Origin of the sequence: Paenarthrobacter sp. MSM-2-10-13 (assembly GCF_011605365.1) — a bacterium.
Lineage (GTDB): Bacteria > Actinomycetota > Actinomycetes > Actinomycetales > Micrococcaceae > Arthrobacter.
This window is the reverse complement of sequence record NZ_JAAOXO010000015.1, coordinates 1-22,117: the sequence shown is the minus strand read 5'-3', so window position 1 is coordinate 22,117 and position 22,117 is coordinate 1. Positions and strand designations below refer to the sequence as shown.

The window sequence follows — 22,117 nt, the reverse complement described above, 5'->3', positions numbered from 1 at the left end:
ACGTCAGGTTGGGGTGTGCCCTTCACTGACGAGAAGCCCTCGGAGTTACACCATCCGAATGCGCCGCGGGCGGTTGAAGCTTGAGTGCGCAGATCTAGTTCCCCCCAACACGATCGCCGTCAGATCCAGGTACGGCGGATGTACGTTCCTGGTTGTTGTTCTACGACGCGCCGGCTGTGGGCTCCGTCCTGCATCAGCCACAGTAGAGATCCGTCGGCCATGACAGCTTCGACGCGGCCGCGGTCGGTTACGCTGCCGCGAGTGTGAACTTCGACGTCTTGGCCGGTCAGCACAGTCCAGTCGTCAATAGGCTGCCACGATGCGAAAGAGTGGATGTTTGTTTGGTCTTGATTCGGCGTCATGCTTGTTGGCATCTCGTCCTCGAGCTTCATAGCAGCAGGATGCTGAGCAAATTTGTGACGGGTAGCAAAGCGTTCGGATGATGTTTGTATTTTGAGCGCTTAGCCGAACAGGACGGCTGCTTCGTCGTAGCGGTTTTGTGGGACGGTCTTGAGCTGGCCCAGGGCCTCCTCGAAGGCGACATGTTGGATGTCTGTTCCCTTCAGGGCGACCATGGTGCCCCAGTAGCCTTCGACCACGGAGTCGATGGCGGCCATGCCCAGCCGGGTGGCAAGGACCCGGTCGAAGGCTGAGGGGACGCCGCCGCGCTGGATGTGGCCAAGGATCGTGGCACGGGTTTCGATGCCGGTGCGGGCTTCCAGCTCCGGGACCAGCTGGTCCGCGATGCCGCCAAGCCGGGGGCGGCCGAAGGCGTCCAGGCCCCGTTCAGAATGGGCCTCATCCATATGCTCGGGAACGAAGCCTTCGGCGACGACCACCAGGGGTGCGCGGCCGCGGTGGTGGGCTTCCTTTACCCACTGGGTGATTTGCTCGATGCTGACTTTTTGTTCCGGGATCAGGATGGCGTGGGCGCCTGCGGCCATGCCGGCGTGCAGCGCGATCCAGCCCACGTGGCGGCCCATCACTTCGGCGATCATGCAGCGGTGGTGGGATTCGCCGGTGGTGCGGAGCCTGTCGATGGCCTCCGTGGCGATCTGCACGGCGGTGTCGAAACCGAAGGTGTAGTCCGTAGCGTCCAGGTCGTTGTCAACGGTCTTGGGAACACCGACGATCTTCAGCCCGGCATCCGTAAGGCGCTTGGCGGCCGCCAGCGTGCCCTCACCGCCGATTGCGATGATGGCGTCGATGCCCAGGCGGTCCATGTGGGCTTTGATGACCTCCGGGCCGCCGCCGTTGTCGAAGGGGTTGGTGCGGGACGTGCCAAGGATGGTGCCGCCCTGCTTGGCGATACCGCGGACCATGGTGCGGGGGATGTCGATGATGTCGCCCTCCACCACGCCGCGCCAGCCGTCGAGGAAACCCACGAATTCGTGGCCGTGGATGGCGATGCCCTTGAGTACGGCGCCGCGGATGACCGCGTTCAGTCCGGGGCAGTCACCACCGCTGGTGAGGATTCCAATTTTCATGCGTGATTCCTAGGTTCAGTTGCCATGTTGGAAAGGGGCCATCAGAAAAGCCCAAGACAGGCATGAGGCTGATTTCGCCTATCGCCTTCGTGTACTACCAGGTTGTTCGTTCGTAGCTCATGCCGCAGGGAACATTTGGGTCAAGGCTTACGATGACCGTTCCCGGAGCCGTCCGGGTTACCAGAATTCCCTGCTTCCGATGCCTCGCACAAACAGAGAGTTCTTGGACGGCGGCCTCCAAATGGGATCGCGTGTGTGCGTGGATGGTGATGGAATCGTGTTGCGTGCGTTCATGCTCGTGGAAGTCCGTGCAGGTGGAATTCTCTGTCTGCATTTATCCACTGCTCCTACAGTTCATTCGCGGTGGGATATATAGCCCTGGGAGTTGTTCTTCTGCCAGCGCCAGTGGTCTTCGCACATTTGGTCCACGGTCTTGGTGGTGGACCAGCTGAGGTCGGCCAGCGCGGAGGTGGCATCTGCCCAGAAGGCAGGGAGGTCTCCGGCGCGGCGGCCGGTGAGCTCATAGGGGATGGGCTTGCCCACGGCCTTCTCAAAGGAGCGCAGGACCTCCAGCACGGAGGAACCCTTACCGGAGCCGAGGTTCCAGCGGAACACGCCGGTGGTGTCCGCGATATGGTTCAGGGCCGCGACGTGCCCTTCCGCCAGGTCCACCACGTGGATGTAGTCGCGCAGGCAGGTGCCGTCGGGGGTGTCGTAGTCGCCACCGAAGACCATGAGCTTCTCTCGGCGGCCCACGGCCACCTGGGCGATGAACGGCACCAGGTTGTTGGGGATACCCTGCGGGTCCTCGCCAATCCGTCCGGAGGGGTGTGCACCCACCGGGTTGAAATAGCGCAGCAGGGCTATGTGCCAGCGCGGGTCGGCGGCGCCGAGGTCGGAGAGGATGTCCTCGATCTGTTCCTTGGTGCGCCCGTAGGGGTTGTTGGCCCCGATCTCCATCTTTTCCACATAGGGGATGGGGTTGTGCTCCCCGTAGACGGTGGCCGACGAGCTGAACACGATGGACCGGACGTCATGCCTGTCCATCACACGAATCAGGTTCAGAGTGCCTACAAGGTTGTTGTAGTAGTACTTCAACGGCTTCCGCACGGATTCGCCCACCGCTTTGAGGCCAGCGAAGTGGATGACGGCCTCGATGGCTGCGCCGGCAAAGACCTTGTCGATGGCGGCCTCGTCCACCAGGTTTACCTGATGGAACTCTGCGGTCTTGCCGCTGAGTTCGGCTACGCGGCGCAGCGACTCCTCGCTGGAGTTGACCAGGTTGTCGATGACGACCACGTCGTGGCCGGCTTCCTGCAGGGACAAAACAGTGTGGGAACCGATGTAGCCCGTGCCCCCTGTGACCAGGATTTTCATGAGCGGGTGCGGGTTGGGTTGGCTGGTATCGCTTCGATGTTCCAGCTCGCGGTATGACTCTGCCCCGGGAGGAGGACTATGAGGTCTGTCCTGGTGTTGAAGGCATTAGGCGGACAGGTCATTGGTTCTACTGCCAGGCCGGCTCTGCTGGATTCCGCATCTGGGAGGTCGGCTGTGTGTATCTGCACCCAGGGGCAGTCCCGACCCCATGTCATCGAAGTTCCGGACCCGTCCCATGTAGTCAGGCGTGCGGTTGAGTAACCTTCGTTGTCACGTACGAGATCAGTGAAGGCATGGTCGAGTGTTATGGAACCGATGGGGCGGGGGGCAACAAAGTCGTAGTGTCGGTCCTCTGAAACGTCGCTAACTCCTGTAGGTATCAAAAGGTCCGGGGTGACTTGCTGCACTTTTCGTGCGGGCAGCTCGAGAATCCAGTCGTCGACCCGGCCCTCCCCGGCGACCAAGTATGGGTGCCCGGCGGCCCCGTAAGGTGCTGAGCCGGGGCCGGTGTTGGTGGCTGTAACAGTGGTGTGCAGCCCGGAAAAATCCAGCTGGTAGGACACCTGTACGTCCAGGCGGAAGGGGTAACCGCTCCTCGCTTGAACGACGGTGGACAGAATGACCGAGGACTCGTCCGACTTAACCGGGCACCAGTCTTCCCAGGCCAATAGGCCATGAAGTGCGTGGCCCCGGCTCGGTTCGTTGACACCGAGCTGGTATTCCACACCTTCGAATTCATACCGTCCCGCGATAACCCTGTTAGGCCAAGGCACCAATACTGCCCCTCGGTAGGCGGGGCGGACCTGATGTTCCGAAAAGGGGAGAATCAGGTCCCTGCCGTTGTAGCGCAAGGAGCGTAACGATGCACCGACGCTGGCTATTTCGGCGGTGTAGGGGCCGCAGCGCAGCGTGGTCTGCCTACCTGAGATCGGAACGGTATCGGCGCTCATCCTGGACATCACGAGGCTGGTCATTCGGAGGCCGCCAGGCGGAAGGTGAGCGTCCGCGCCTCCGGCGCCAAGGCGGACTCGGGCCAGACATCAGGGCCACACGAGCGGGTGCCGAGCCCGTGCTGAGCCGCGTCGAGGTATAACCATGAACGCGTGGCCGGAGGCAGCTCATGCGGGTGCCGGGCCGCGGCGAGCTCCTGGGCCGTGTACCGGCTCAGTGTGAATCCCGGCAGGCGGCCCCGCGCGTCCGCGAACGCGTCTACCCGTACCCACGGCTCCGAGCCCCGGAGCAGGTCGAGGGAGCGCATACCCCCGCGGTGACCGGTCTCCTGCGGGCGCGCATACGGCACGGCGAGCTGATCGATCCCGGCTGCGTACCGTCCCACAAGCGCAGCTTCGAGGCTGTCAGGGTAGGACTCGTGCGGTCCCAGCCCGAACCATGACGCCGCGTCCACGTCGGCGGGCAGCCCGAACCGCACACCGACACGGGGCCACACACCGTCCCAATCGGAGGATGGCAGAATGTCCACCCGCAGCCACAAACCTTCGGGGTCAAGAATCCATTGCTCCTCGACGGTGACGGTGCGCACCTGGTCCGCCGCGGCGTACCGGGTGCGTACACGGAGGGCGCGGTCATCAAGCACTTCGACTGCCTCAACACGCCCGTGCAGCCGGTCCAGACCGGCCGCGTGCCAACGCGCTGCCGACGACGGCCCGGGAGCTCCTACGCCCGGGATGCCGTCTGCGTCTGGCACCCAAGGGTCGGTGTCGATGTAGCCGCCCCGGGATTCGCCGCGGTCATTGTCCGTGGGCGCCCGGAACAGCTCAAGCCGGGGCCCATCCACAGGGAGGCCAGCGAGCTTAACGAGCCGTCCTTCATCGAAGACTGCCGGCCCGAGCTCCAGTAGCCCGGCGCCTTCTCCCTGCGGCCAATTTCCGCCCGGGAGCCCGGCTGCGGACGGCAGCGGGCGCTTCGCGGGCGACGCGAGACGGCCCTGTGCTGAGGCGACTTCGTGCCCGGAAGGGGCCCACCCGGCATCCTGAGCGAGGACCGCCTCGACGGTCACCCATACCTCTCCAGTGCATCCCTCGGCGGACACTGGAAGGGGGACGGCGGCCGAGGCGCCAGGGGCGAGTGGACTACCGTCGAGCCCCTCGACGGCGAGCTCACCGGAGGCGACTGGTTCGCCGTTGTCCTCGATCCGCCAGCGAAAGAGCAGGTCTCCCAGATCCGCGCTGTGTCGGAGGTTTGTCACCCGTACACAGGGCTTGCCGCCCGGCTCGAGCCCGTCAAAGGCAAGTCCCACGGGCGCCACGACGGTCTTGAACTCATACAGTCCCGGCGAGGGCATGGAGTCGGAGAGGATGAGGCCGTCGAGCACGAAGTTGCCGTCATGGATTTCCTCGCCGAAGTCGCCGCCGTAGGCGAAGTATTCGGTGCCGTCCGCAGTGCGGGCGGCGATACCGTGGTCGCGCCACTCCCAGACGAACCCGCCGTGCAGCCGCGGGTATTTCGCGACGAGGTCCTCGTACAGCGATATGTTCCCGGGCCCGTTGCCCATTGCGTGGACGTACTCGCACAGAAGGAACGGCTTGGTCCGCTGCCGCGCCCCCTCGGCAGGGGAGCAGCCCAGCAGCGGTGTGGTGTCGCTGTCGCGTCCGATCGTTTCCACCTCGGGCAGTGTCGCGTACATGCGGGAGTACACGTCGGTGTACGCGCCGGCGTAGTCGTTCTCGTAGTGGACTGGTCTGCCCGCATCCCGTGCATGCACCCACGCGGACATAGCGGCGAGATTCTGTCCTGTGCCGGACTCGTTGCCGAGGGACCACATGACGATCGAGGGTCGGTTCTTGTCCCGCTCCACGGTCCGTTCGATCCGGTCAAGGAGCGCCTCGCGCCACATCGGCTCGTCGCTCGGGTTCCGGGCCCAGCCGTGCCGCTCGAACCCGTGCGTTTCGAGGTCGCACTCGAGGATTACCCAGAAGCCCATCTCGTCTGCGAGTTCGAGCAGTCGCGGGTGGGGCGGGTAGTGGCTGGTACGGATTGCGTTGACGTTGGAGCGCTTCATGAGCGCGAGGTCCTCGCGGGCGAAGTCCTCGTCGAAGACGCGGCCGAGCGTGGGGTGGGTCTCGTGGCGATTGACACCGTGGAACACCACTTTGCGTCCGTTGACCAGAAATTGGTCTCCCACGATTTCTACGGTGCGGAAGCCGATCCGCAGTGACACCGTCTCGGCCTTGCTGGCCACGGTCGCATCGTAGAGCCGCGGGGTTTCGGCGGTCCAGGGCTCGACGGCAGAAACAGGTACCGGTGCAACATCACCGGGATTGGCCCACTCGACGTCGATGCCGAGCTCGGGTACGCGGAGGCGAACAGGGTACGACGATGCCGGCGCTTTCACTTCCGGTTCCAGGGTCCCCGCCCCGTCGTTGTAGCCGGTCCGGAGCCACACGTCCTCGATGCCATCGACCGGGCGGGACAAGAGGGTCACCGATCGGAAAATTCCCGGCAGCCACCACTGGTCTTGGTCTTCGAGGTAGCTGGAAGCGGACCATTGATGGACGCGGACTGCGATGGTGTTGGTACCTGTGCTGACGGCGTCGGTGACGTCGAACTCCTGGGCGAGGCGACTTCCGGCGCCCCATCCGATCTCTGTGCCGTTGACCCATACCTTGTACCGGGATTCGACGCCGTCAAAGCGCAGGACGACGCGGCTCTCGCCGCCTGTGTCGTCGGCCTTCCAGCCGTCGGGCAGCTCGAACGTACGGCGATAGTCCCCGGTGGGGTTTTCGTCGGGGACGAACGGCGGGTCGATTGGGAACGGGAACTGCACGTTCGTGTAGATCGGGCGGCCGTACGATCCGTCGCCCTGGAGCACCCAGTGGGAGGGTACGGTCAGCGACTCCCACGAAGAGTCGTCGTACTCCGCAGCGGCCATCGCCTCCGCGGCCTCCCCCGGGGACAGCACCCCACGCCCGCCGGGTGTTCCGGGGACTCCCTTGAGGAGTCGGAATCGCCATTGCCCGTCGAGGGACAGGGACGGGGCGTCGGTGTGAAGCCAGGAACGGGCCGGTTCTCGCCGTCCTTCTCCCGGGCCCGGGTCGGTGACGTAGGCGGTGGAGGCTGTGGCCTCCGCTGGACGGGGGCTCATTTGACGGCTCCTTCTGTGAGGCCTCCACGCCAGAAGCGCTGAAGGACGATCATGGCGATGGCGAGCGGGATGACAGACAGCAGTACGCCGCCGGTGGTCAGCTGGTAGAACTCCGGGAGCCGGTCTGCCTGGCTAAGCCAGTTATTCAGACCTACCGTGATGGGGAACAGCTTCGAGTCGGAGAGCATCACCAGCGGCAGGAAGTAGTTGTTCCAGATGCCCACGAGCTGGAACAAGAACACCGTCACCAGGGCGGGAGTGAGAACCCGCAGCCCCACGGAGTGGAAGATGCGAAGTTCGCCCGCGCCGTCGATTCGCGCAGCCTCCAACAGCGCCGGATCCACTGTTGCCTGCGCATAAACCCGACACAGAAACAGGCCAAACGGCGAGACGAGTGAGGGCAACAGGACGCTCCAGTACGTGTTGGCGATGCCGAGCTGGCTGAAGAACAGAAACAGGGGCAGGGCTGTGGCGGTGCCGGGGACGAGGACGCCTCCGAGGACGAGCCCGAAGATGAGACTGTTGCCCCGGAAGTTGTACTTGGCCAAGGCGTAGCCGCCAGCAGCGGCGAAGTACGTCGCGGCCAATGCGCCAACCCCTGCATACAGAATTGAGTTGAGGAACCAGCGCACAAAGACGCCGTCCCCGTAGGAGAGGACGTTCGCCAGGTTGTCCCATAGGACGAAATTAGGCGCGAACAAGAAACCGTTGGTCGCGAACAGGTCTCCGCTGGTCTTGGTCGCAGCGACCACCACCCAATAGACCGGGACCAGGAAGTAGAGCGCGGCTACGACAAGCAGCCCCGTGACAAGAATCGTTGTGGAGCCCGGGCGTCGGCGCCGCGTCACAGGTGGCTCCCCGGCGACGCTCTGGGGCCGGCTAAGGTTGGGAGTGGCAGTCATGAGGACTTCCTGTTCGTGAACCGGAGGAAGGTGAAGGAGAGGATGAAGGCCGCGAGGGCAATGAGCACGGCCTGGGCTGCGGCGACGTTGTAGTCGTTGTATGCAAAGGCAGTGGTGTAGGCGGAGAGGTTCGGGGTGTATTGGCTGTCGACGGCCGGAGCCACAGTCTGAAGGACTTGCGCCTCGGCGAAAAGTTGAAGCGTGCCGATGATCGAGAACACCGTTGTGAGCACGAGAGCGGGCCGGATAAGCGGCAGCTGAATGGTCCACGCGACACGGAAGGGCCCGGCACCGTCCACGCGCGCAGCTTCATATATCTCGCCGGGGATCGACTTAAGCTGGGCTATGACGATGAGCATGTTGTAGCCCGTGTAGCTCCACGTAACGATGTTGGCGATGGACCACAGCACGGTGTCCGGGCCGAGGAAGTTCACGGTGAGGCCTACGGACGTGGCAGCGTCCACGAGCGGGCTCAGGCCCGGGACGTAGAGAAAAGACCAGAGAATGGTCGCGATGACACCCGGCACGCCGTACGGCATGAAGTAGGCCGCGCGGAAGAACCCGGGCCACTTAGCCGAGGCCGACTCCAGCAGGAGCGCAAGGACTGTACATAGGGCGATCATGACAGGAACCTGGACCACGCCGAAGAGCAGTACGCGGCCGATCGAGGCGAGGAAGCTACCGTCCCCGAGGGCGCGGGCATAGTTCTCGAACCCCGCAAACCCGGAGTGGACGCCCGTCTCGCCGAAGAGGCCACTGCGGGTCACTTTCGTAAAGCTCGAACCGACAGCAGCGATGATCGGGAAGATGAACGTGAGGGCAAAGAGCGCCAGGAAGGGCGCGAGCAGTATCCAGGGTGCACGGGTGACGACGCGGCGCTGCTGCCTTGCCCGTCCGTGCCCCTCCCGCTGGACTGCTGACGGATGTGCTTGTGCGGTATCTGCCGTGGCGCTCATGCCTGCTCCTTCCTAATCGTCAGACCTTTGTTCCTGAAGGCGGTCATGATCTGCTGCTCGGCGGCTGCTACGGTGTCGACTAGGCTCGTGCCCGATGCCTTACGGCGGAACCCGTCGCCCAGGATGTTGAAAGACTGCGTGGTGACGGGCCACCAAGACCAGTCCATGTTCTGCGACTTACTCGCCGGCACGATCACGTCCTGGTTGTAGTTCTGCCCCCCGAAAAAGTCGGAGGGCCTCTCGCGCTTTGCACCGATGATGCCCGGCACGGGCGACCATCCGATGCCACTGTTGGCGATCTCGGCGTCGATGCCGGCCTGCGTGGACGTCATCCAGACAGCGAACTCGAGGGCCTCGCGGGGGTGCTTGCTGTTAGCCAGGACCGCCGCGGTGGAGCCGCCGAGGTAGCTTGAGCCATACCCTCTGGGGTCCCAAATGGGCATGGGCGCCACGCGCCACTTGCCCGCTCCGCCGCTGACGCTCTGCACAAGGGCATCGGCCCAGCTGCCGCTCGTGAGCGACGCGAGCTCCCCCTTCGCAGCCGCCGCGTACCAGCCGGGGGTGAAGGGTCCATAGGCGGTGGTGACGATGCCGTCGTCGATTGCCCGGTCAAAGAAACGCGCGACGTTCAGCGTTGAGTCGTCGGTCATGTTGATGACCCATCCGTCCTCGGCTGGGCGCAGCCAGGAAGCGCCAGCCTGTGCGGCGAAAGAGACGAAGTAGGAGGTGTCCGCGAGAGAAAAGCAGTCGATGTAGGCGTTGGCACCGCGGAGTTCCTTCCCAACGGCTGCCCACTCCTCCCAAGTCACCGGTGCCGCCGCGCCTACCTTGGCCAGGACGTCGGGGCGGTAGAACGTGGCCATCGGCCCCGAGTCCTGGGGGATGCCGTAGACGCCCCCGGAGAAGCTCACCTGGCTCCAAAGTGCGGGGTCATAAAGGTGTGCGTATTCACGGGCACCGTAGCGCGAGAGATCCACGAGCCCGTTGACGAGCATGAACTCAGGAACGGTACGCATTTCAACCTGCGCTAGGTCAGGGCCGCCGCCCGCCGCTAGCGCGGCGTAAAGCTTGGAGTACCCACCACGGTTGCCGCTGGGGATCCAGACCGTCTCAACCTGGACATTGGGGTGGTTCGCGTTCCAGATATCGGCGACCTTCTGAACATTCTTGAGCCAAGACCAGTACGTGAGTGTCACCTTCTCACCGGTACTGGCCGCAGGAATGGCAGGTGCGGCATTGACGGAAACAGTGCCCGGAGTGGCGCATCCGGTGAGAAGGGCAAAGGCGGAGGCGCCGAGTCCACCGCAAAGGAGTTGTCGTCGTGTCAGAGATGGCATGAGTCCCACTTCGTTATGGTCAGCGCCGCGGACACGGCGCCGGGGCCGTGCGGCCCGACGTGACAAGGCTAACACAAAAGCTGAGTGGATGCTCAGTTTTTAATGAAACTAGACTGGATTCCATGACTAAGAAGGCGAACGCACGCTCAGGCCCGCGCGGCCCCTACGCCAAGACCGCTGAGCGCCAACGGCAAATTCTTGAAGCCGCCGTAGAGGTCTTCGGGTCACGGGGCTACAACGGCGGCAGCATCCAGGACGTCGCGGACCGGGCAGGGATCAACCAGACCACACTCCTCCACCATTTCCCCACCAAGGCTCAGCTGCTCGTGGCGGTGCTCGAGTACCGCGACCGGATCTCCACGAGCACCCCGGGCACACGGGAGCGGTTTGCCGAAACCATCGTGCGGCAGGCGAAACACAATGAGCGGATTCCCCACCTCGTAGAGCTCTACTCCGTCCTCTCCGGAGAAGCCACGACTGAGGACCACCCGGCCCGTAACTACTTCGTCCAACGCTTCGCCCGGCTTCGGAAGGAATACAGTGGGGAGCTGCGGTACCTCGCGAGCATTGGCCGGCTTCGGCCGGGCGTCGACCCAGATGTCGCGGGCCCTACCATCGTGGCTCTATGGGAAGGAATTCAAACCGAGTGGCTCCTCAATCCTGACACCGTGGACGTGCCCGGCATCCTCAAGGGCTACCTCGACCTGATCCTTGTGCCGGAAGAAAATGCAGGGTGGTCATCTGGTACCGAGACCCCCGTGGAAGCGCTGAATACACTTTGAAGACGATGCTTCACTAATCGGTTCCCGATAGAGGCGGCCGCCGTTCCCCGCCACGGGGCCACGGCAACGCCGAGAATGGATATTCGGTCAAGTAGCTATCGGGTAATGCCACGAAGCAGGAGCCGTGTGAGGGTTCCCGCACGCCTTGCCCGTAAAAGTTTCTCTGAGGTCGCCTCGCCCTAGAGCAGCGTTGGACAGGGTGACGGGGAGCGCGGGCAAGTTGCGGCGCCGGTCTGGCGTCAGAATAGCGCGAAATTCCGCATTGTTGACGGTGGCTCATGATGTTCTCAGATCCCACCCTGACAGTTGGAGGGGCAGGAAACCGAGCTGCGGTAGCCCGAGAACTATCAAAATAGTCCGAAGAATCAGGTCTTGATGGAAGTCGCTTAGCGAAGGGGCGGGTGATGTCACCTCCTGCGGTTCGTCAGGTGTCTGAGAACCAGGCCGGAGCTCCACCTACGGGGCAAGTCTTCCCACGTCAGGCGCCCCGACGTCAGGTTGGGGTGTACCTAAACCTAGTAGTGCCGGGTGCCGAGATTCTCGGCCCTCGGCCATTTTTGGTCACGGTCCGCGATAGCCATGGGCGGACCAGCTCAGGAATCGGTACACCCCGTCTCCTATTCCTATCCCGCTTGCGCGAGGGCTTCTTCAACGATGTGTTCGGCGATGGCGAGGGAAGCCGTGGCCCCGGGGGAGGGTGCGTTGCGGACTTGAACGAGTCGCCCTGTGGAGCGGATGACGAAGTCGTCTACGAGGCTTCCGTCCGCGTTGAGGGCCTGCGCGCGGATCCCGCGCACGCCCTTGACCACGTCGGCTGATTCGATGGCCGGCACGAATTTGCGGGCTTCCTCCACGAAGGCTTTCTTGCTGACCGCAGTGCGGACCTGCTGAAGCGTCGCGGGAATGTTTTCGGCAGCAAATTTCCAGAAGCCCGGGTAGGTGAGCGTGTCCGTGAGGTCGCGGAGGTTGGGTGCGTTGTTGCGGTAGTTTTCGCGGGCGAGGGACAGGAAGGCGTTGGGTCCGAGAAGTATTGACCGCCGATATGCTGACCGAGATCGCCACCAAACTGGCCAGCGTTGGCGGGCTTCTGGTCGTTGACGAGGTCTATCGCGGGCTGCCGCTGGGAGTCCAGGAGATACCACCGGCCGTTGCCGCTTTGGTGCCTAACGGCGTTTCGGTTGGAAGCCTGTCCAAGGTTTACGGTCTTCCGGGACTCCGCTTGGGCTGGGCGGCGGGACCCACAATGGTTGTTGATGACGTGCGCTCGCTCCAGCGCTGGACGTCCCGATCGCCTGCTGTGACAACTGAGGTGATCGGGAAGGTGGCGCTGGACAACAGCGAAGCGCTGTTGTCCCGTGCCAAATCATTGGTCTACGACAGTTACGTCGAACTCGCGGCCCTGTGCGACAGGGTGCCCGGAATTCGGCTCACGGTGCCCGACGGCGGCACGACCGTTTTTCCCGAAGTGGACGTTCCCGACGTGGATGCGTGGTGCGGCAGCATAGCGGAGGAGTTTGGCCTCCTTGTGGCGCCGGGGAATGCGTGCTTCGGTGTCCCCGGTCGCGTGCGGATCAACCTCGGTCTGCGTCCAGAAACAAGGGCACATGCGTTTCCCTTGCTGGCACAGGCGCTTACGGAGCTTCATCGAGGGGCAGCCACCAGCGGGTTGGCAGGGCAAGGATGAGCTTGCTAGAGGTGCCGGGGGCGGTCAGAGGCAGCGGCGGCCCGCGAGAGCGCGCCTCACAATCGAGACACGAGAAAGTTGGACCATGCAAAGAACCATTGACCTGCCAATCACCGTGATCGCAACCGACCGTGCCGGCATGGAACGCGGGCTCGACGAAGCCGTGGCTGTCGCGAGGACGCGGGCATTGCATCAAGGGCGCCAAGGAATCCTGGTAACGAGGCATGACTACAAATCATTCACGGTCGCCCTTAGCGATGCCGTGCCCTTCGGCCTGACCCGCGAACATCAGAACTGGTAAGGCAACCCGCGGGCCCGAGAGACGAATCGGCGAACAGATCTTGCGGAAACGTAGCCTGACGTAATCACGCCTAGCAGCTGGCTCTGCGTGTCGCTAGCTGGGTGACGGTCGTCGGCGGCGGTCAAGCCAGAAGGGGCTGATCGCGGTAGGCATTGGCCTGCCAGGGCCAGTCGAACACTCGACGGGGAAGCCCTCCCAGCCGCCCATCATGCCCGGCTGGGACGGTTTCGACGTTCCCAAGCTATGTTCAACGCACCTTTGACGTCGCCGTTCTCTGGATAACGACGTCAATATCATGGCCTTGGGCGAGCGGGCGGTATCTTGGCCGGACACGGACAACATGCTGTTCCTCAAAGTAGCCACAGGCATCGGATCGGGAATCATCAGCAGCGGACAGTTGCAGCGCGGAGAATATGGCACCGCCGGCGACGTGGGGCACATCGCCGTCAACAGGGCCGCCGGGATTGCCTGCCGTCGCGGCAATATCGGATGCCTCGAGGCCATCGCAGGCCGCCCCGCCGTGGCCCGCGCCCTGCGCTCTGCCCGTGTGGACGTCCCGCACGACAGACGTCATGGCAACTGTCCGTCAGGGAAACCTGCTCGCCAGCCAGATCACGCGCCAAGCGGGGAGGGACATCGGGGAAGTCCTGAATATGTGCGTGAGCCTTCTAAACCCCTCCATTATTGTGATCGGAGGCTCCATGGCTGAGGCTGGAGAACAACTGATAGCGGGGATGCGGGAAGTTGTCTACGCCCGATCAACGCCCTTGGCCACGCAGAACCTATCCATCGTCCCAGCCCGGACAGGGGCCGATGCCTGCATCACCGGCGCGGCCATCATGGCACTCGATCACGTCCTGGCCCCGGAGAATCTCCAGATGCTGGCCGCCAGCCAATAACATCGACAATGCTCTGGCATCGTAAATTCACCGGTCGCGACCCAGTGATGGCGTCGGGTCCATGAATGTGCTCGAGCAACAGCGTTGGGCGGGACGATTCATAAGCCGGGCGCCCGCCCTGTGCCTGCAGCTGTTCGACTCGATTCCCGGACGCCGATAACCGCGATTATGACAAGTAAAGTTGCATCTGCGTTAGACCATTGGCAACTTTAGTTGCGTCAATGCATACTGTCACTGTAGCAACCGGAGACCGATGGAGGGAAGCACAATGGGCTGGTTTGCCGAGGGAAGCAACCATGAAGGCTATGTTGTCTGTGTGTTCGCGGACGGCATGTACGGCTCCGGCGGGACGCATATGCAGATCAGCCTGCTGACACCGGAAGGCAAGACGGTCTGGGAGAACGACGATCCAGACAGCCGCCAGTGGCGGCCGCCGTCTCAGGTGGTCGGCTGGAAGGTCGCCTGCAGCTGCGAACCATTCCGTAAACATGTGATCCTGGATCCGCTGTGGACGCGGGTCTGGGACCCGGCCGACGAGGATTTTGCGGCGGGACGCCTGTACGCGGGCGATCCTTCCAGCGATGACCCTAGCTATGTCAGTGACCGGGAGGACCTGGAACCGCTCTTTCAGGAACGCTGGCTTCGACACGTCGCTCCGGACCTGTCCCTCCACACCATCCGGGCCCTCGGCCAAGACCTCAAAAAGATTGAGGCGCAGCTCGATGACGCCGTGGCCTCTGCCCGGGCAGAAGGCATCTCTTGGGAGAAAATCGGCAGGGCATTCGGTATCAGCCGCCAAGGAGCCCAGAAGCGATGGGACACCCAGACAGAGGCTGCATCTGCCCACTCCTGAAGAGACTTATAACGCTTCTCAAATGAGCATGTTTGGGCCTCCGGAGGAACTCGAGGACTAATGATGGATATCAGTGCTCTAGCCGGATGGGATGCCGACGAGGGCCTCCACTTGATTTCAACCAGCGAGTTCGGCCTGCCACAGGCCTCCGTCTTTGATGACCAGGAAGCTTCCTCGTTAATTTCGGAATGGGCGCGGGGACGAGTTGCACTGGATGCACCCGGTGAAGTACCTCTGACCTTGATAGATGCGAGCATTCAGGGCGTTGTGAGACGCGACGTTCTGCAGTTCTACCTGGAGGTGGCAGACCGCACTTTCGACGAAGAACCCTCATCGTGGGGAGCTCAAGGCCCACTCGCTGTTGAGCTCCGGGATGGCCGGACGGTTCTCGTCGACGGCAATCATCGCTGGGCAGCAGCTCGGATTCGAGGCGAGGAATCCTTCCGCGCCCAAATACTGCGATCGGAATAGCCGGCTGACATTTTCTGAGCACCTGGCGCAGCTGTCTGGCTCCCGCGGTTGCCGACACCCAGCTTGCTGATCCTGTGCAAGGTGGTTCCCTAGCGACCGAACCCGGGTCCTCGATCCTGGCGTGGCGCCTGGTCGTCGTCACGCCGGGGTTGGTCACGCCGCGCTTGTTCTTCAGCACGACGGGCCTTGATCTGTTCCAGGGCTTCCTTAACGGCTTCTGAGTTCCGGTTCTCTGGTTCTTTGCCTTGGCGCTTGGCACGGTTCTCGCGAACCTTACGCGCAAGCGCGGCCATGCGTTCGGCGCGTTCCTGTGCTGGGCTGAGCTGGGCTTCCGCGCCTCGGGCCTGCTGTAGTTCGTCCACGACGTCTTCTGCCGGCGTTGGGGTTTCCTTCACGGCGGCCTCGACGTGGGCGGCTTCGGCCATAAGTGATGCATCAGCGCCCGACAACGGTTCCTTGGTGGTCTGGGCGGTGTACTTGTGCATGGCAGTGACCCGCGCAGTCAGTTCCGACCCGAGACCCTTGTCTTGGTGGTCTGCGGGGACTGGGGCAGTTTCGATGGCCGGGATCCGGTACATGTCACGGTAGGTGGAGATTTCCACGGCGAGCTGCCGCCACTGTTCCTGTCGTGCAGGATCGGACGGAACCGGTCCAAGGGCAGCTGCCCAGGTTGGAGGTTCGGCCGTGAGCTGGGCACCAAGCCGGGTGACTTCGGTGGCCATGATCTCCCGGCGCGCGGCAAGTTCCTTCCGCCACAGAGCCGGGGTGTCGTCGTGGGTTGCGACGTCGGCAGGTGCCATCCATGCCGGCAACCGGTCAGCTGCTGGTTCCGCGCCGACGGGTGCGGGCAGTTGACGGCGCAGTTCGATTTCAGCGCGGATCCTCCGGTGGATTTGCGCGGCTGCTTCAACCTTGGGCGCAGTTTCGTCCCGGCGGTAGTTACTCAGGGCGCCACGTTCGTAGGTTTCATCGGCCCGCGCTTCGGGGGCCATCAGTTCGCGGAGGGATTGTTCCTTGTGCAGCGACGATGCCAGCCATTGTGCTTTACGCGCGGCCGCGGGGTCGTTGATGGTCGTGTCCGTGCGTCCTTGCTGCTGTGCAGCGCGCAGGCGTGTGGCCAGGTCGTCGTCGCTGAGGTGGCCATGGAGGCGCCGCTGCCACGGAGTATCTTTCCGTTCGGCCATCCAGTTGCGGGCAAGGTCTTTGCGGTCCGGAGTCTCGGCACCAGGTGTGCGTGCTGCTTCGGCTTTGGCACGCATCAGCTCACTGACTGCGCGACGGTCGAGCCGTTCCAGCGCCTCATCGGTGATTGACTCCAGGGGCCGGCGGCCGGGATCGGCCGCGCGTGAACGCCACCGGTCAAGGCGGTCCTCAACCCGCCAAGCAAGCACCGCTGCGGGATCCGCGGATGCGCCGAAGTCTTCCTCATTGACGCTGTCTTTGAGCAAGGTGACGAGGTTGAAACCTTCGTTCTCGGCCGCGCGCAGGTGCGTGGAGACTGCTCCCCAGGCGGTGGACTTCGTGAACGCCCCTGCTACTCCTTCGCCAAGTTCGCGGCGGGCGATGTTCGCCATGCGCAGCTCGTTGGCTTGGACATCAATGTCTCTGTACTGCTCGGACATTTCCGGCAGCGACCGTGCTTGGGCGCGGGCGGCGTCCATCTGTTCGTGCGCGGTGAGGTTGCCGTCGTGGTTGGCGGCCACGGCTGTCAGTACGTCCTCCATGGACTCCCCGTCGCCCACGATGCCGTAGAGCTTGTTGGAGTATCGGCCGCGGGAAGCTGCGACGTAGGCCAGGGATCGGGACAGTCCGGAGCTGATCAGGGCGTGCACGGTGTCGCACGTGACGCCCTGGGTGCGGTGGATGGTTGCCGCGTATCCGAGCATCGTGTTGTCCCGCACGTAATCTGCGGGGAGGGTGACGGTGCCTTGGTGGCCATGGTGCCGGACGGTCAAGGAACCGTCCTCGTGGGCACCGAGAACATTCCACACGTCGTTGTTCTTGACGAAGTCCTTGCCCCTGTTGGTGGCCAAGCGACGGTTGTTCTTACGGGTGACAATGATGTCCCCGGCACGGGCGGTCAGCCCGTCGCGCAGCAGGGCTGCGGGGGTCGTGGAGTCCAGTTCCCCGGTGGCGATCCGGTACGCCTGGGCGCGGGCGTTCAGTTCAGCGACGGTGGCATTGTCGAACGCCATCATGATGGAGTGCTTGCCGGCGTTGGTGTCTTTCTGCCATGCCTCGAACACCTGGGACGTCATGGTCGCCGCGTCACCACCGACGACGCGGCGGTTCTCTCGGTAGAACGTCCACGGGTCGTCGACTCCATGAACAGGCGGTTCGCGGAGGGCCAGTGTGGCTACTGCTTCTGCTTCGTTCGCTGTCCCGTCAGTGTTCCGGAACCGGTGCAGATCCTCCAAGTGAACTGCTCCGACGGTGTTCTTCAACAAGCGCAGTGCGCCGCCGGAGCCCACTGCTGAAAGCTGCTGGTCATCACCGAGTGCACGGACCACTGCGCCGTATTGCTCTGCGATGGTGACCGCTGCGGCGAACCGTTGGGTGCCGACCATTCCGGCCTCATCGATGATGATCACGTCGCCCGGTTTGGGTGTGTTCTTCTCATCGTTGGAGCCTTTGGTGTGGGCGAGCACGAAGGAGTCAATGGTGGTTGCCGTGGCTCCGAGTTCGGTTCCCATCACCGCGGCGGCCACGGCGGTGGGTGCAAGTCCGAAGACCCGTCCGCCTGCTTTCCTGATGGTGTCCGCTGCGAGCTTGAGTGCCGTGGTTTTTCCGGCTCCGGCCGGGCCAACGCCGACGAGCAACAGCCGGTCGCTGCACGCAAACTCTTTGGCCATGCGCAACTGTCCGGCGTCGAACGTCTTCTCCTGGCGTGCCAATGCCGCGTCGAATGAATCGACTGTTGCTGCGGGAATGACGACGCTTTGCGCCGCTGTCAGTAGCCGGTCTTCGCTGTGGAGGATCCCCGCCGAGGTGTACAGGGTGGAGTGCGGTTTGCCGTACTTTGATGCACCGTTGGACAGGCGCAGTGCGTCGATCTCGGGGGTAGGCGTTTGGGGTGTGATGCGCAGTGAGAACTGGTCTGTCGCGCGTGCTGTGACCTGTTCCAGGAGTGCTTTGGGGATGGGCATTTCACCGAGCCGTGACCCCAGTCGCCTGGTTGCTTCTGCCCTGATGTGGTGCTCGCCCCACACTCCCCGGCTCTGCTCCAGACGCGCTATGACGCCTTCGGCTTCAATGGCCGGATCGATCTCGTCAGCGTGGGCAACCATCCATGGAAGGTGGTCTCCCTGGGCGTCCTCGGTACGTGCATCATGCCGGTGTTCGCGTGCCTTCTCTACTGCTGCAGGGCCGACGACTACGCCGGGAATGCTGCCAAGCTCATCCATCCATTCGTCTACCAGGGCGGAGAGCTGGCGTGCTTCCTTTTTGCTCGGGCGCGTGTCCAGGGTGGCCTGCTGGGCAAGGGCAATCAGCTGCTTCTTGTTTGGCGCATAGCCGTGCTTTTCGGTGAACTCTGCCGTGAGTCCATCGAGAACCGGCTTGATGCCGGCACGTCGGGAAGATGCCGCTTCGATGGCAGCAACATCGACACCGGCGATCTCGATCACCGGGCGATCACCGTTGACTTTGCGTTCCTTCAGACCGACACCAAGGCGGGTGCAGATCTTCTCCATGACCACCCTGTTGTACATCTCGGAGGCAGCCACATTGAACTGGTAAAGCAGCCGCCCGTCGAGGCTTGACCACTTACCGTCCGCACCAAGAACCTTGTTGGAGACCACGATGTGATCGTGCAGCTGCGGGTCTCCGTTGCGGGAGTCGTAGTGACGGAACTTGGTGTAGATCAGGCCGCCGTCCACGTCTTCTTGGCGTACGCCGTTGCGTCCACGTCGGGTGAAGGTGGCTTCTTGTTCGAGGTAACGCATGGTCTCTTCGATGGCTTCATTGTGGGCCGCTTCGATCTCTTTGCGTGCCTCATCGCCGCCAATGGCCCATAGAACTGATGCCGATTTTGCCGGTGCAAAGACGAGGTCGTACCCGGCGACTGTCTGCGCTGCTGGCTTGGTCTGGGCGGTGATGAACTTGCCCAGTTCTTCCTTGTCGGCGGGGTTGCGTCCGTTGAGCTCGCGGAAGTACTGAGCGCCTTCCTTGGTCCGGATCAGGCGTCGGTTGTCCGCGTCAGGCTCGCGGTGGTTCATGCGTTTGTAGTCGCCGGTGGCCCGGTTGATGCGTGCTTGAAGTTCGTTGTCTTTCTGGTTGGCCTGACGGTATTTCTGTCCCAGGGAGACGTCCGCTTTGGGGTCAGACTCCAAGATGGCGGTTGCATTCGGGTGCAATCCTTCACCGAATAGTGCGGCCATTTGCGCTTCGGTGACCTCACCGGAAACGTCCAGATGGGAGGATCCTCCCCCGCCCCACTGGCCAGGAGGATTGCCGTCCACCGTGTAGTAATCGCCCAGCTCGCGGTTGCCTGCGCGCAGCTCATCACCACTGGCGACCTCACGTGTGTAGTACGTGTATCCGTCGCCGGCACTGAGCTTGTGCACGGTCATCACGAAACCCAGCATACTCGCGAAACGGCCTCACTTATCGATGATGCATGAGGTGTGACAGATATTGGTCTTTTTGGGTCTGTGGAATTGGCTGATGGGAGCTTGCGAGCGGGGCTCAATGGAACAGGGCGAAAAAGGGTAAGATCGGGCCATCAAGGTTTTGATGCGGTTCTGCACATGAGAATGGGCGGTGGGTAACATGCTTTTCGTTATCCACGGTTCGTTCGATTGTGTAGAACCGCTGCCCGGGTTATCCCCGGGTGGGCAGCGGAGAGACCGTCCTTATCTCGGAGCTGTCCACGTGGGGGCAGCCCGGGCACGGCCAGCCCGAGCGTAAGCGAGGACCATTGCGGCGCGAGCCGCCGGCTGTGAACCCAGCCCGGCGCTAGCCGTTAGGTTTGGTTCGCAGATCACCCAAGGGGAGGGACCCAAGACATGGCAGCACCACGGAAATCAGCACAGCAGTTGGCGGCACGCGAGAAGGCCAGGGCAAAGGCGCGCGAGTTGACTGAACGTCACGAAAAGCTGATCGACCTGGCCGCGGAGTTCTTCGAACAACAGGGGCAAGCGGACTTCATTCGATCGGACGCGCGGCAGAAGGCCGATGCCCTGATTGCCAGAGCAGAGAAAGACGCAGAGAGCGCAGTTCACGCGGCCGCTGAAAGAGTTCAGGCCATGTTGACTGCCGGTGAAGGAAGAGCCGCCGTTGCGGCGAGGCTTGGCATCAGCAGTGCGGAGGTCAAGCGTATGGCTGACATGGTTTCCCAGCGGCCAGATGAGAACCCGGAAGTGCCGGCTGACGAGCACGCAGCCTAGTAGAACTATCGAATAGAAGTGTGGGTCGCGATTGAGATCGCGGCCCACACTTCTATGTCCACTTAAACAGAAAAGGGCCGGTTGTTGAACCGGCCCTTCGCTGCTCCTCGGCAAAGGAAAATCTGGATCCAGCATAGCTGAAAGGATGGTGCTGCGTCTGACATAGCTTCTCGGCGGTGAGTCGATCGAGTAGCCGGGATGTCCTGTGGCGCGGCCCGTTGGTGGGTGTCTTCCTGGTTGCGCGGACTGGCGGTCCGTCGCTGGTGATTGGCTGCTTTGGTTCGCCCAGGGCGGCGGACCGCCCGACGTTTGGAAGGTTCCCTGCCCTACCGTGGCGAGTGGCCGGGGGCCTTGCCGGGCGGTGGGGGTTTCCGCCCGGCAAGGGGTTCTTATGCCGCTTCGGTTTCCTCCACCGGCTTGCCGCTGTCGATGATCATTTGTTCGGTCTCACTTGCGGTATATCCCCACAGGACCAACTGGTTCAGGTAGTCCCGGTGGGTGTGGGAGGGTGACCGCCATGAGTCCTTGGCGATGGTCTTCTCATACCCGGCGCAAACAAGTGCGATGAGTGAGAACTCGGGCCGTGTCGTGGACTTGGCCACGTGATCCCGGAGTGGGTTCCATCCCCACCGGTCTGACTCTTCGGACTTTGCTCCAACCATTTCGGCGGCCACTTTGCCGTCATAGCCGCTGGCCGTTTCGGGGTGGTGGGTGAGTGCGTGTGCGGTGAAGTACTGCCAGCCCTTCGGTGCTTGCTTCTTCGCCAACAGGTTCTTGACGAATTCCCGGCGTACCGTGGTTGCCGATTCGGCGGCTTTATTGTTGGCGATCAGGGCTTTCCGCTCGGCCTTCTGTTCGTCGGTCATGGGGCCTTTCTGGACGTTGCTGCCGCCGTCATAGCGCTCATACTTCGCTGTGAATCCCAGTTCCTTCCATCCAGCGATGACAGGCTTTGCGGTGTGCTCGCCCCGGTAGTTGGTTGAAACATAGGCTGCGTTGGCGTCCTCGTCGGTTGCCGGTTCTCCGTCTGCGCGGTTGGCTGCTGAGACGAAGAGGTTCTCTTCGTCTCCGTAGTTTCCGGCGTCCTCAACAATGGCTTTGCCTTCGGCTTTCAGCCCCTCAATCAGGGCATCCAACGCGGCTGCTCGTTCGCGCTCGTCCCGCAGCTGCTGGGCCACGTGGAACAGTTGGTCGGGTTCGTCCTGGATGACCGATTCCAACTCAGCTGTTGCTTCCTCGTCACCTTCGAACTCGGCCATGATGAGAGCTTCTTCGATGCTCCATCCTCGGCCCAGGGCGGCGGACCCGGCCCCGGATGCCTTGGCCTTCAAAGCTCCTTCGACGGTGGTCTTTTTCCGTCCGGTCTTCTTGGCGATCGCTGCCGCTGAAACGCCGATCAGGGATAGTTGATGGTAGGCGTCCGCTTCGTCAGCCTCGGTCAGTTCCGCGCGCTGGATGTTCTCCACCACCTGTGTCACGATGCGTTCGGCTTCCTCGGGGCTGTCGATGATCATCACCGGGATTTCCGTGCGCTGGGCTTCGACGGCGGCGCGGGTGCGGCGCTGCCCCATCAGGACAT

General features: G+C 63.0%; 19 protein-coding genes and 1 pseudogene. 8 read left to right on the top strand and 12 right to left on the bottom strand.

The window, feature by feature from the left end; all coding sequences use genetic code 11:
* Positions 1 to 119 precede the first annotated feature (119 nt).
* The 9 genes from HAV21_RS20455 to HAV21_RS20415 form a co-directional block, all read right to left on the bottom strand.
* Positions 120 to 392 carry a hypothetical protein gene (locus HAV21_RS20455; RefSeq protein WP_166842944.1) on the bottom strand — a complete coding sequence of 91 codons (273 nt, stop codon included), beginning with the start codon at positions 390 to 392 and terminating at the stop codon, positions 120 to 122.
* A gap of 69 nt (positions 393 to 461) precedes the next feature.
* A complete protein-coding gene (locus tag HAV21_RS20450) occupies positions 462 to 1,487 on the bottom strand; it encodes an ATP-dependent 6-phosphofructokinase (protein WP_028271809.1) in 1,026 nt (341 codons plus the stop codon).
* 94 nt (positions 1,488 to 1,581) lie between these two features.
* Positions 1,582 to 1,821 (bottom strand): hypothetical protein, encoded by a 240-nt coding sequence (locus HAV21_RS20445; protein ID WP_166842943.1) that lies wholly within the window; start codon positions 1,819 to 1,821, stop codon positions 1,582 to 1,584.
* Between the two features lie 20 nt (positions 1,822 to 1,841).
* A complete protein-coding gene (galE, locus tag HAV21_RS20440; protein ID WP_166842942.1) occupies positions 1,842 to 2,864 on the bottom strand; it encodes a UDP-glucose 4-epimerase GalE in 1,023 nt (340 codons plus the stop codon).
* The gene (locus HAV21_RS20435) at positions 2,861 to 3,838 is read right to left on the bottom strand and encodes an aldose 1-epimerase family protein (protein ID WP_347877681.1); all 978 of its coding nucleotides are present in this window, start codon (positions 3,836 to 3,838) and stop codon (positions 2,861 to 2,863) included. The genes galE and HAV21_RS20435 overlap by 4 nt, the downstream gene beginning before the upstream one ends.
* Positions 3,835 to 6,966 (bottom strand): glycoside hydrolase family 2 TIM barrel-domain containing protein, encoded by a 3,132-nt coding sequence (locus tag HAV21_RS20430; protein ID WP_166842941.1) that lies wholly within the window; start codon positions 6,964 to 6,966, stop codon positions 3,835 to 3,837. Before HAV21_RS20430 ends, HAV21_RS20435 begins: the two co-directional genes overlap by 4 nt.
* Entirely contained in the window at positions 6,963 to 7,868 is a 906-nt protein-coding gene (locus HAV21_RS20425; RefSeq protein WP_166842940.1) for a carbohydrate ABC transporter permease, read from the bottom strand. Before HAV21_RS20425 ends, HAV21_RS20430 begins: the two co-directional genes overlap by 4 nt.
* Entirely contained in the window at positions 7,865 to 8,824 is a 960-nt protein-coding gene (locus HAV21_RS20420; protein ID WP_028271804.1) for a sugar ABC transporter permease, read from the bottom strand. Before HAV21_RS20420 ends, HAV21_RS20425 begins: the two co-directional genes overlap by 4 nt.
* Positions 8,821 to 10,161 (bottom strand): extracellular solute-binding protein, encoded by a 1,341-nt coding sequence (locus tag HAV21_RS20415; protein ID WP_166842939.1) that lies wholly within the window; start codon positions 10,159 to 10,161, stop codon positions 8,821 to 8,823. Before HAV21_RS20415 ends, HAV21_RS20420 begins: the two co-directional genes overlap by 4 nt.
* Before the next feature lie 122 nt (positions 10,162 to 10,283).
* On the opposite strand from HAV21_RS20415, the gene HAV21_RS20410 reads away from it, so the two are divergent.
* Entirely contained in the window at positions 10,284 to 10,943 is a 660-nt protein-coding gene (locus HAV21_RS20410) for a TetR/AcrR family transcriptional regulator (RefSeq protein WP_028271802.1), read from the top strand.
* Positions 10,944 to 11,566: 623 nt separating this feature from the next.
* On the opposite strand, the gene HAV21_RS20405 is transcribed toward HAV21_RS20410, so the two are convergent.
* On the bottom strand, positions 11,567 to 11,797 hold the full coding sequence (locus tag HAV21_RS20405; RefSeq protein WP_166842938.1) for a hypothetical protein: 231 nt from the start codon (positions 11,795 to 11,797) through the stop codon (positions 11,567 to 11,569).
* 176 nt (positions 11,798 to 11,973) lie between these two features.
* Here HAV21_RS20405 and HAV21_RS20400 point away from each other — a divergent pair, with 176 nt between their 5' ends.
* From HAV21_RS20400 to HAV21_RS20380, 6 genes and pseudogenes are all read left to right on the top strand, one after another.
* Positions 11,974 to 12,627, top strand: coding sequence for an aminotransferase class I/II-fold pyridoxal phosphate-dependent enzyme (locus tag HAV21_RS20400; RefSeq protein ID WP_166842937.1), 654 nt, complete (start codon positions 11,974 to 11,976; stop codon positions 12,625 to 12,627).
* Between the two features lie 85 nt (positions 12,628 to 12,712).
* Positions 12,713 to 12,928 (top strand): hypothetical protein, encoded by a 216-nt coding sequence (locus HAV21_RS20395; protein ID WP_208097292.1) that lies wholly within the window; start codon positions 12,713 to 12,715, stop codon positions 12,926 to 12,928.
* Positions 12,929 to 13,223: 295 nt separating this feature from the next.
* Positions 13,224 to 13,421 (top strand): annotated as a pseudogene (locus HAV21_RS22535) (ROK family protein); the annotation flags it as partial.
* Between the two features lie 79 nt (positions 13,422 to 13,500).
* Positions 13,501 to 13,827, top strand: coding sequence for an ROK family protein (locus HAV21_RS22530; protein WP_279539029.1), 327 nt, complete (start codon positions 13,501 to 13,503; stop codon positions 13,825 to 13,827).
* A 253-nt stretch (positions 13,828 to 14,080) separates the two neighbouring features.
* Positions 14,081 to 14,680, top strand: coding sequence for a hypothetical protein (locus HAV21_RS20385; protein WP_243753403.1), 600 nt, complete (start codon positions 14,081 to 14,083; stop codon positions 14,678 to 14,680).
* 60 nt (positions 14,681 to 14,740) lie between these two features.
* Positions 14,741 to 15,151 carry a ParB N-terminal domain-containing protein gene (locus HAV21_RS20380; RefSeq protein WP_166842936.1) on the top strand — a complete coding sequence of 137 codons (411 nt, stop codon included), beginning with the start codon at positions 14,741 to 14,743 and terminating at the stop codon, positions 15,149 to 15,151.
* An 89-nt stretch (positions 15,152 to 15,240) separates the two neighbouring features.
* Here the strand turns inward: HAV21_RS20380 and mobF are convergent, their stop codons facing one another.
* Positions 15,241 to 19,722, bottom strand: a complete 4,482-nt coding sequence (gene mobF / locus HAV21_RS20375; protein WP_243753412.1) for a MobF family relaxase — start codon at positions 19,720 to 19,722, stop codon at positions 15,241 to 15,243.
* A gap of 435 nt (positions 19,723 to 20,157) precedes the next feature.
* Between mobF and HAV21_RS20370 the strand changes: the two genes are divergently transcribed.
* Positions 20,158 to 20,538 (top strand): hypothetical protein, encoded by a 381-nt coding sequence (locus HAV21_RS20370; protein WP_208097290.1) that lies wholly within the window; start codon positions 20,158 to 20,160, stop codon positions 20,536 to 20,538.
* A 389-nt stretch (positions 20,539 to 20,927) separates the two neighbouring features.
* Here HAV21_RS20370 and HAV21_RS20365 read toward each other — a convergent pair.
* On the bottom strand, positions 20,928 to 22,117 hold a 1,190-nt coding region (locus tag HAV21_RS20365; protein WP_166842934.1), incomplete at its 5' end, for a chromosome partitioning protein ParB.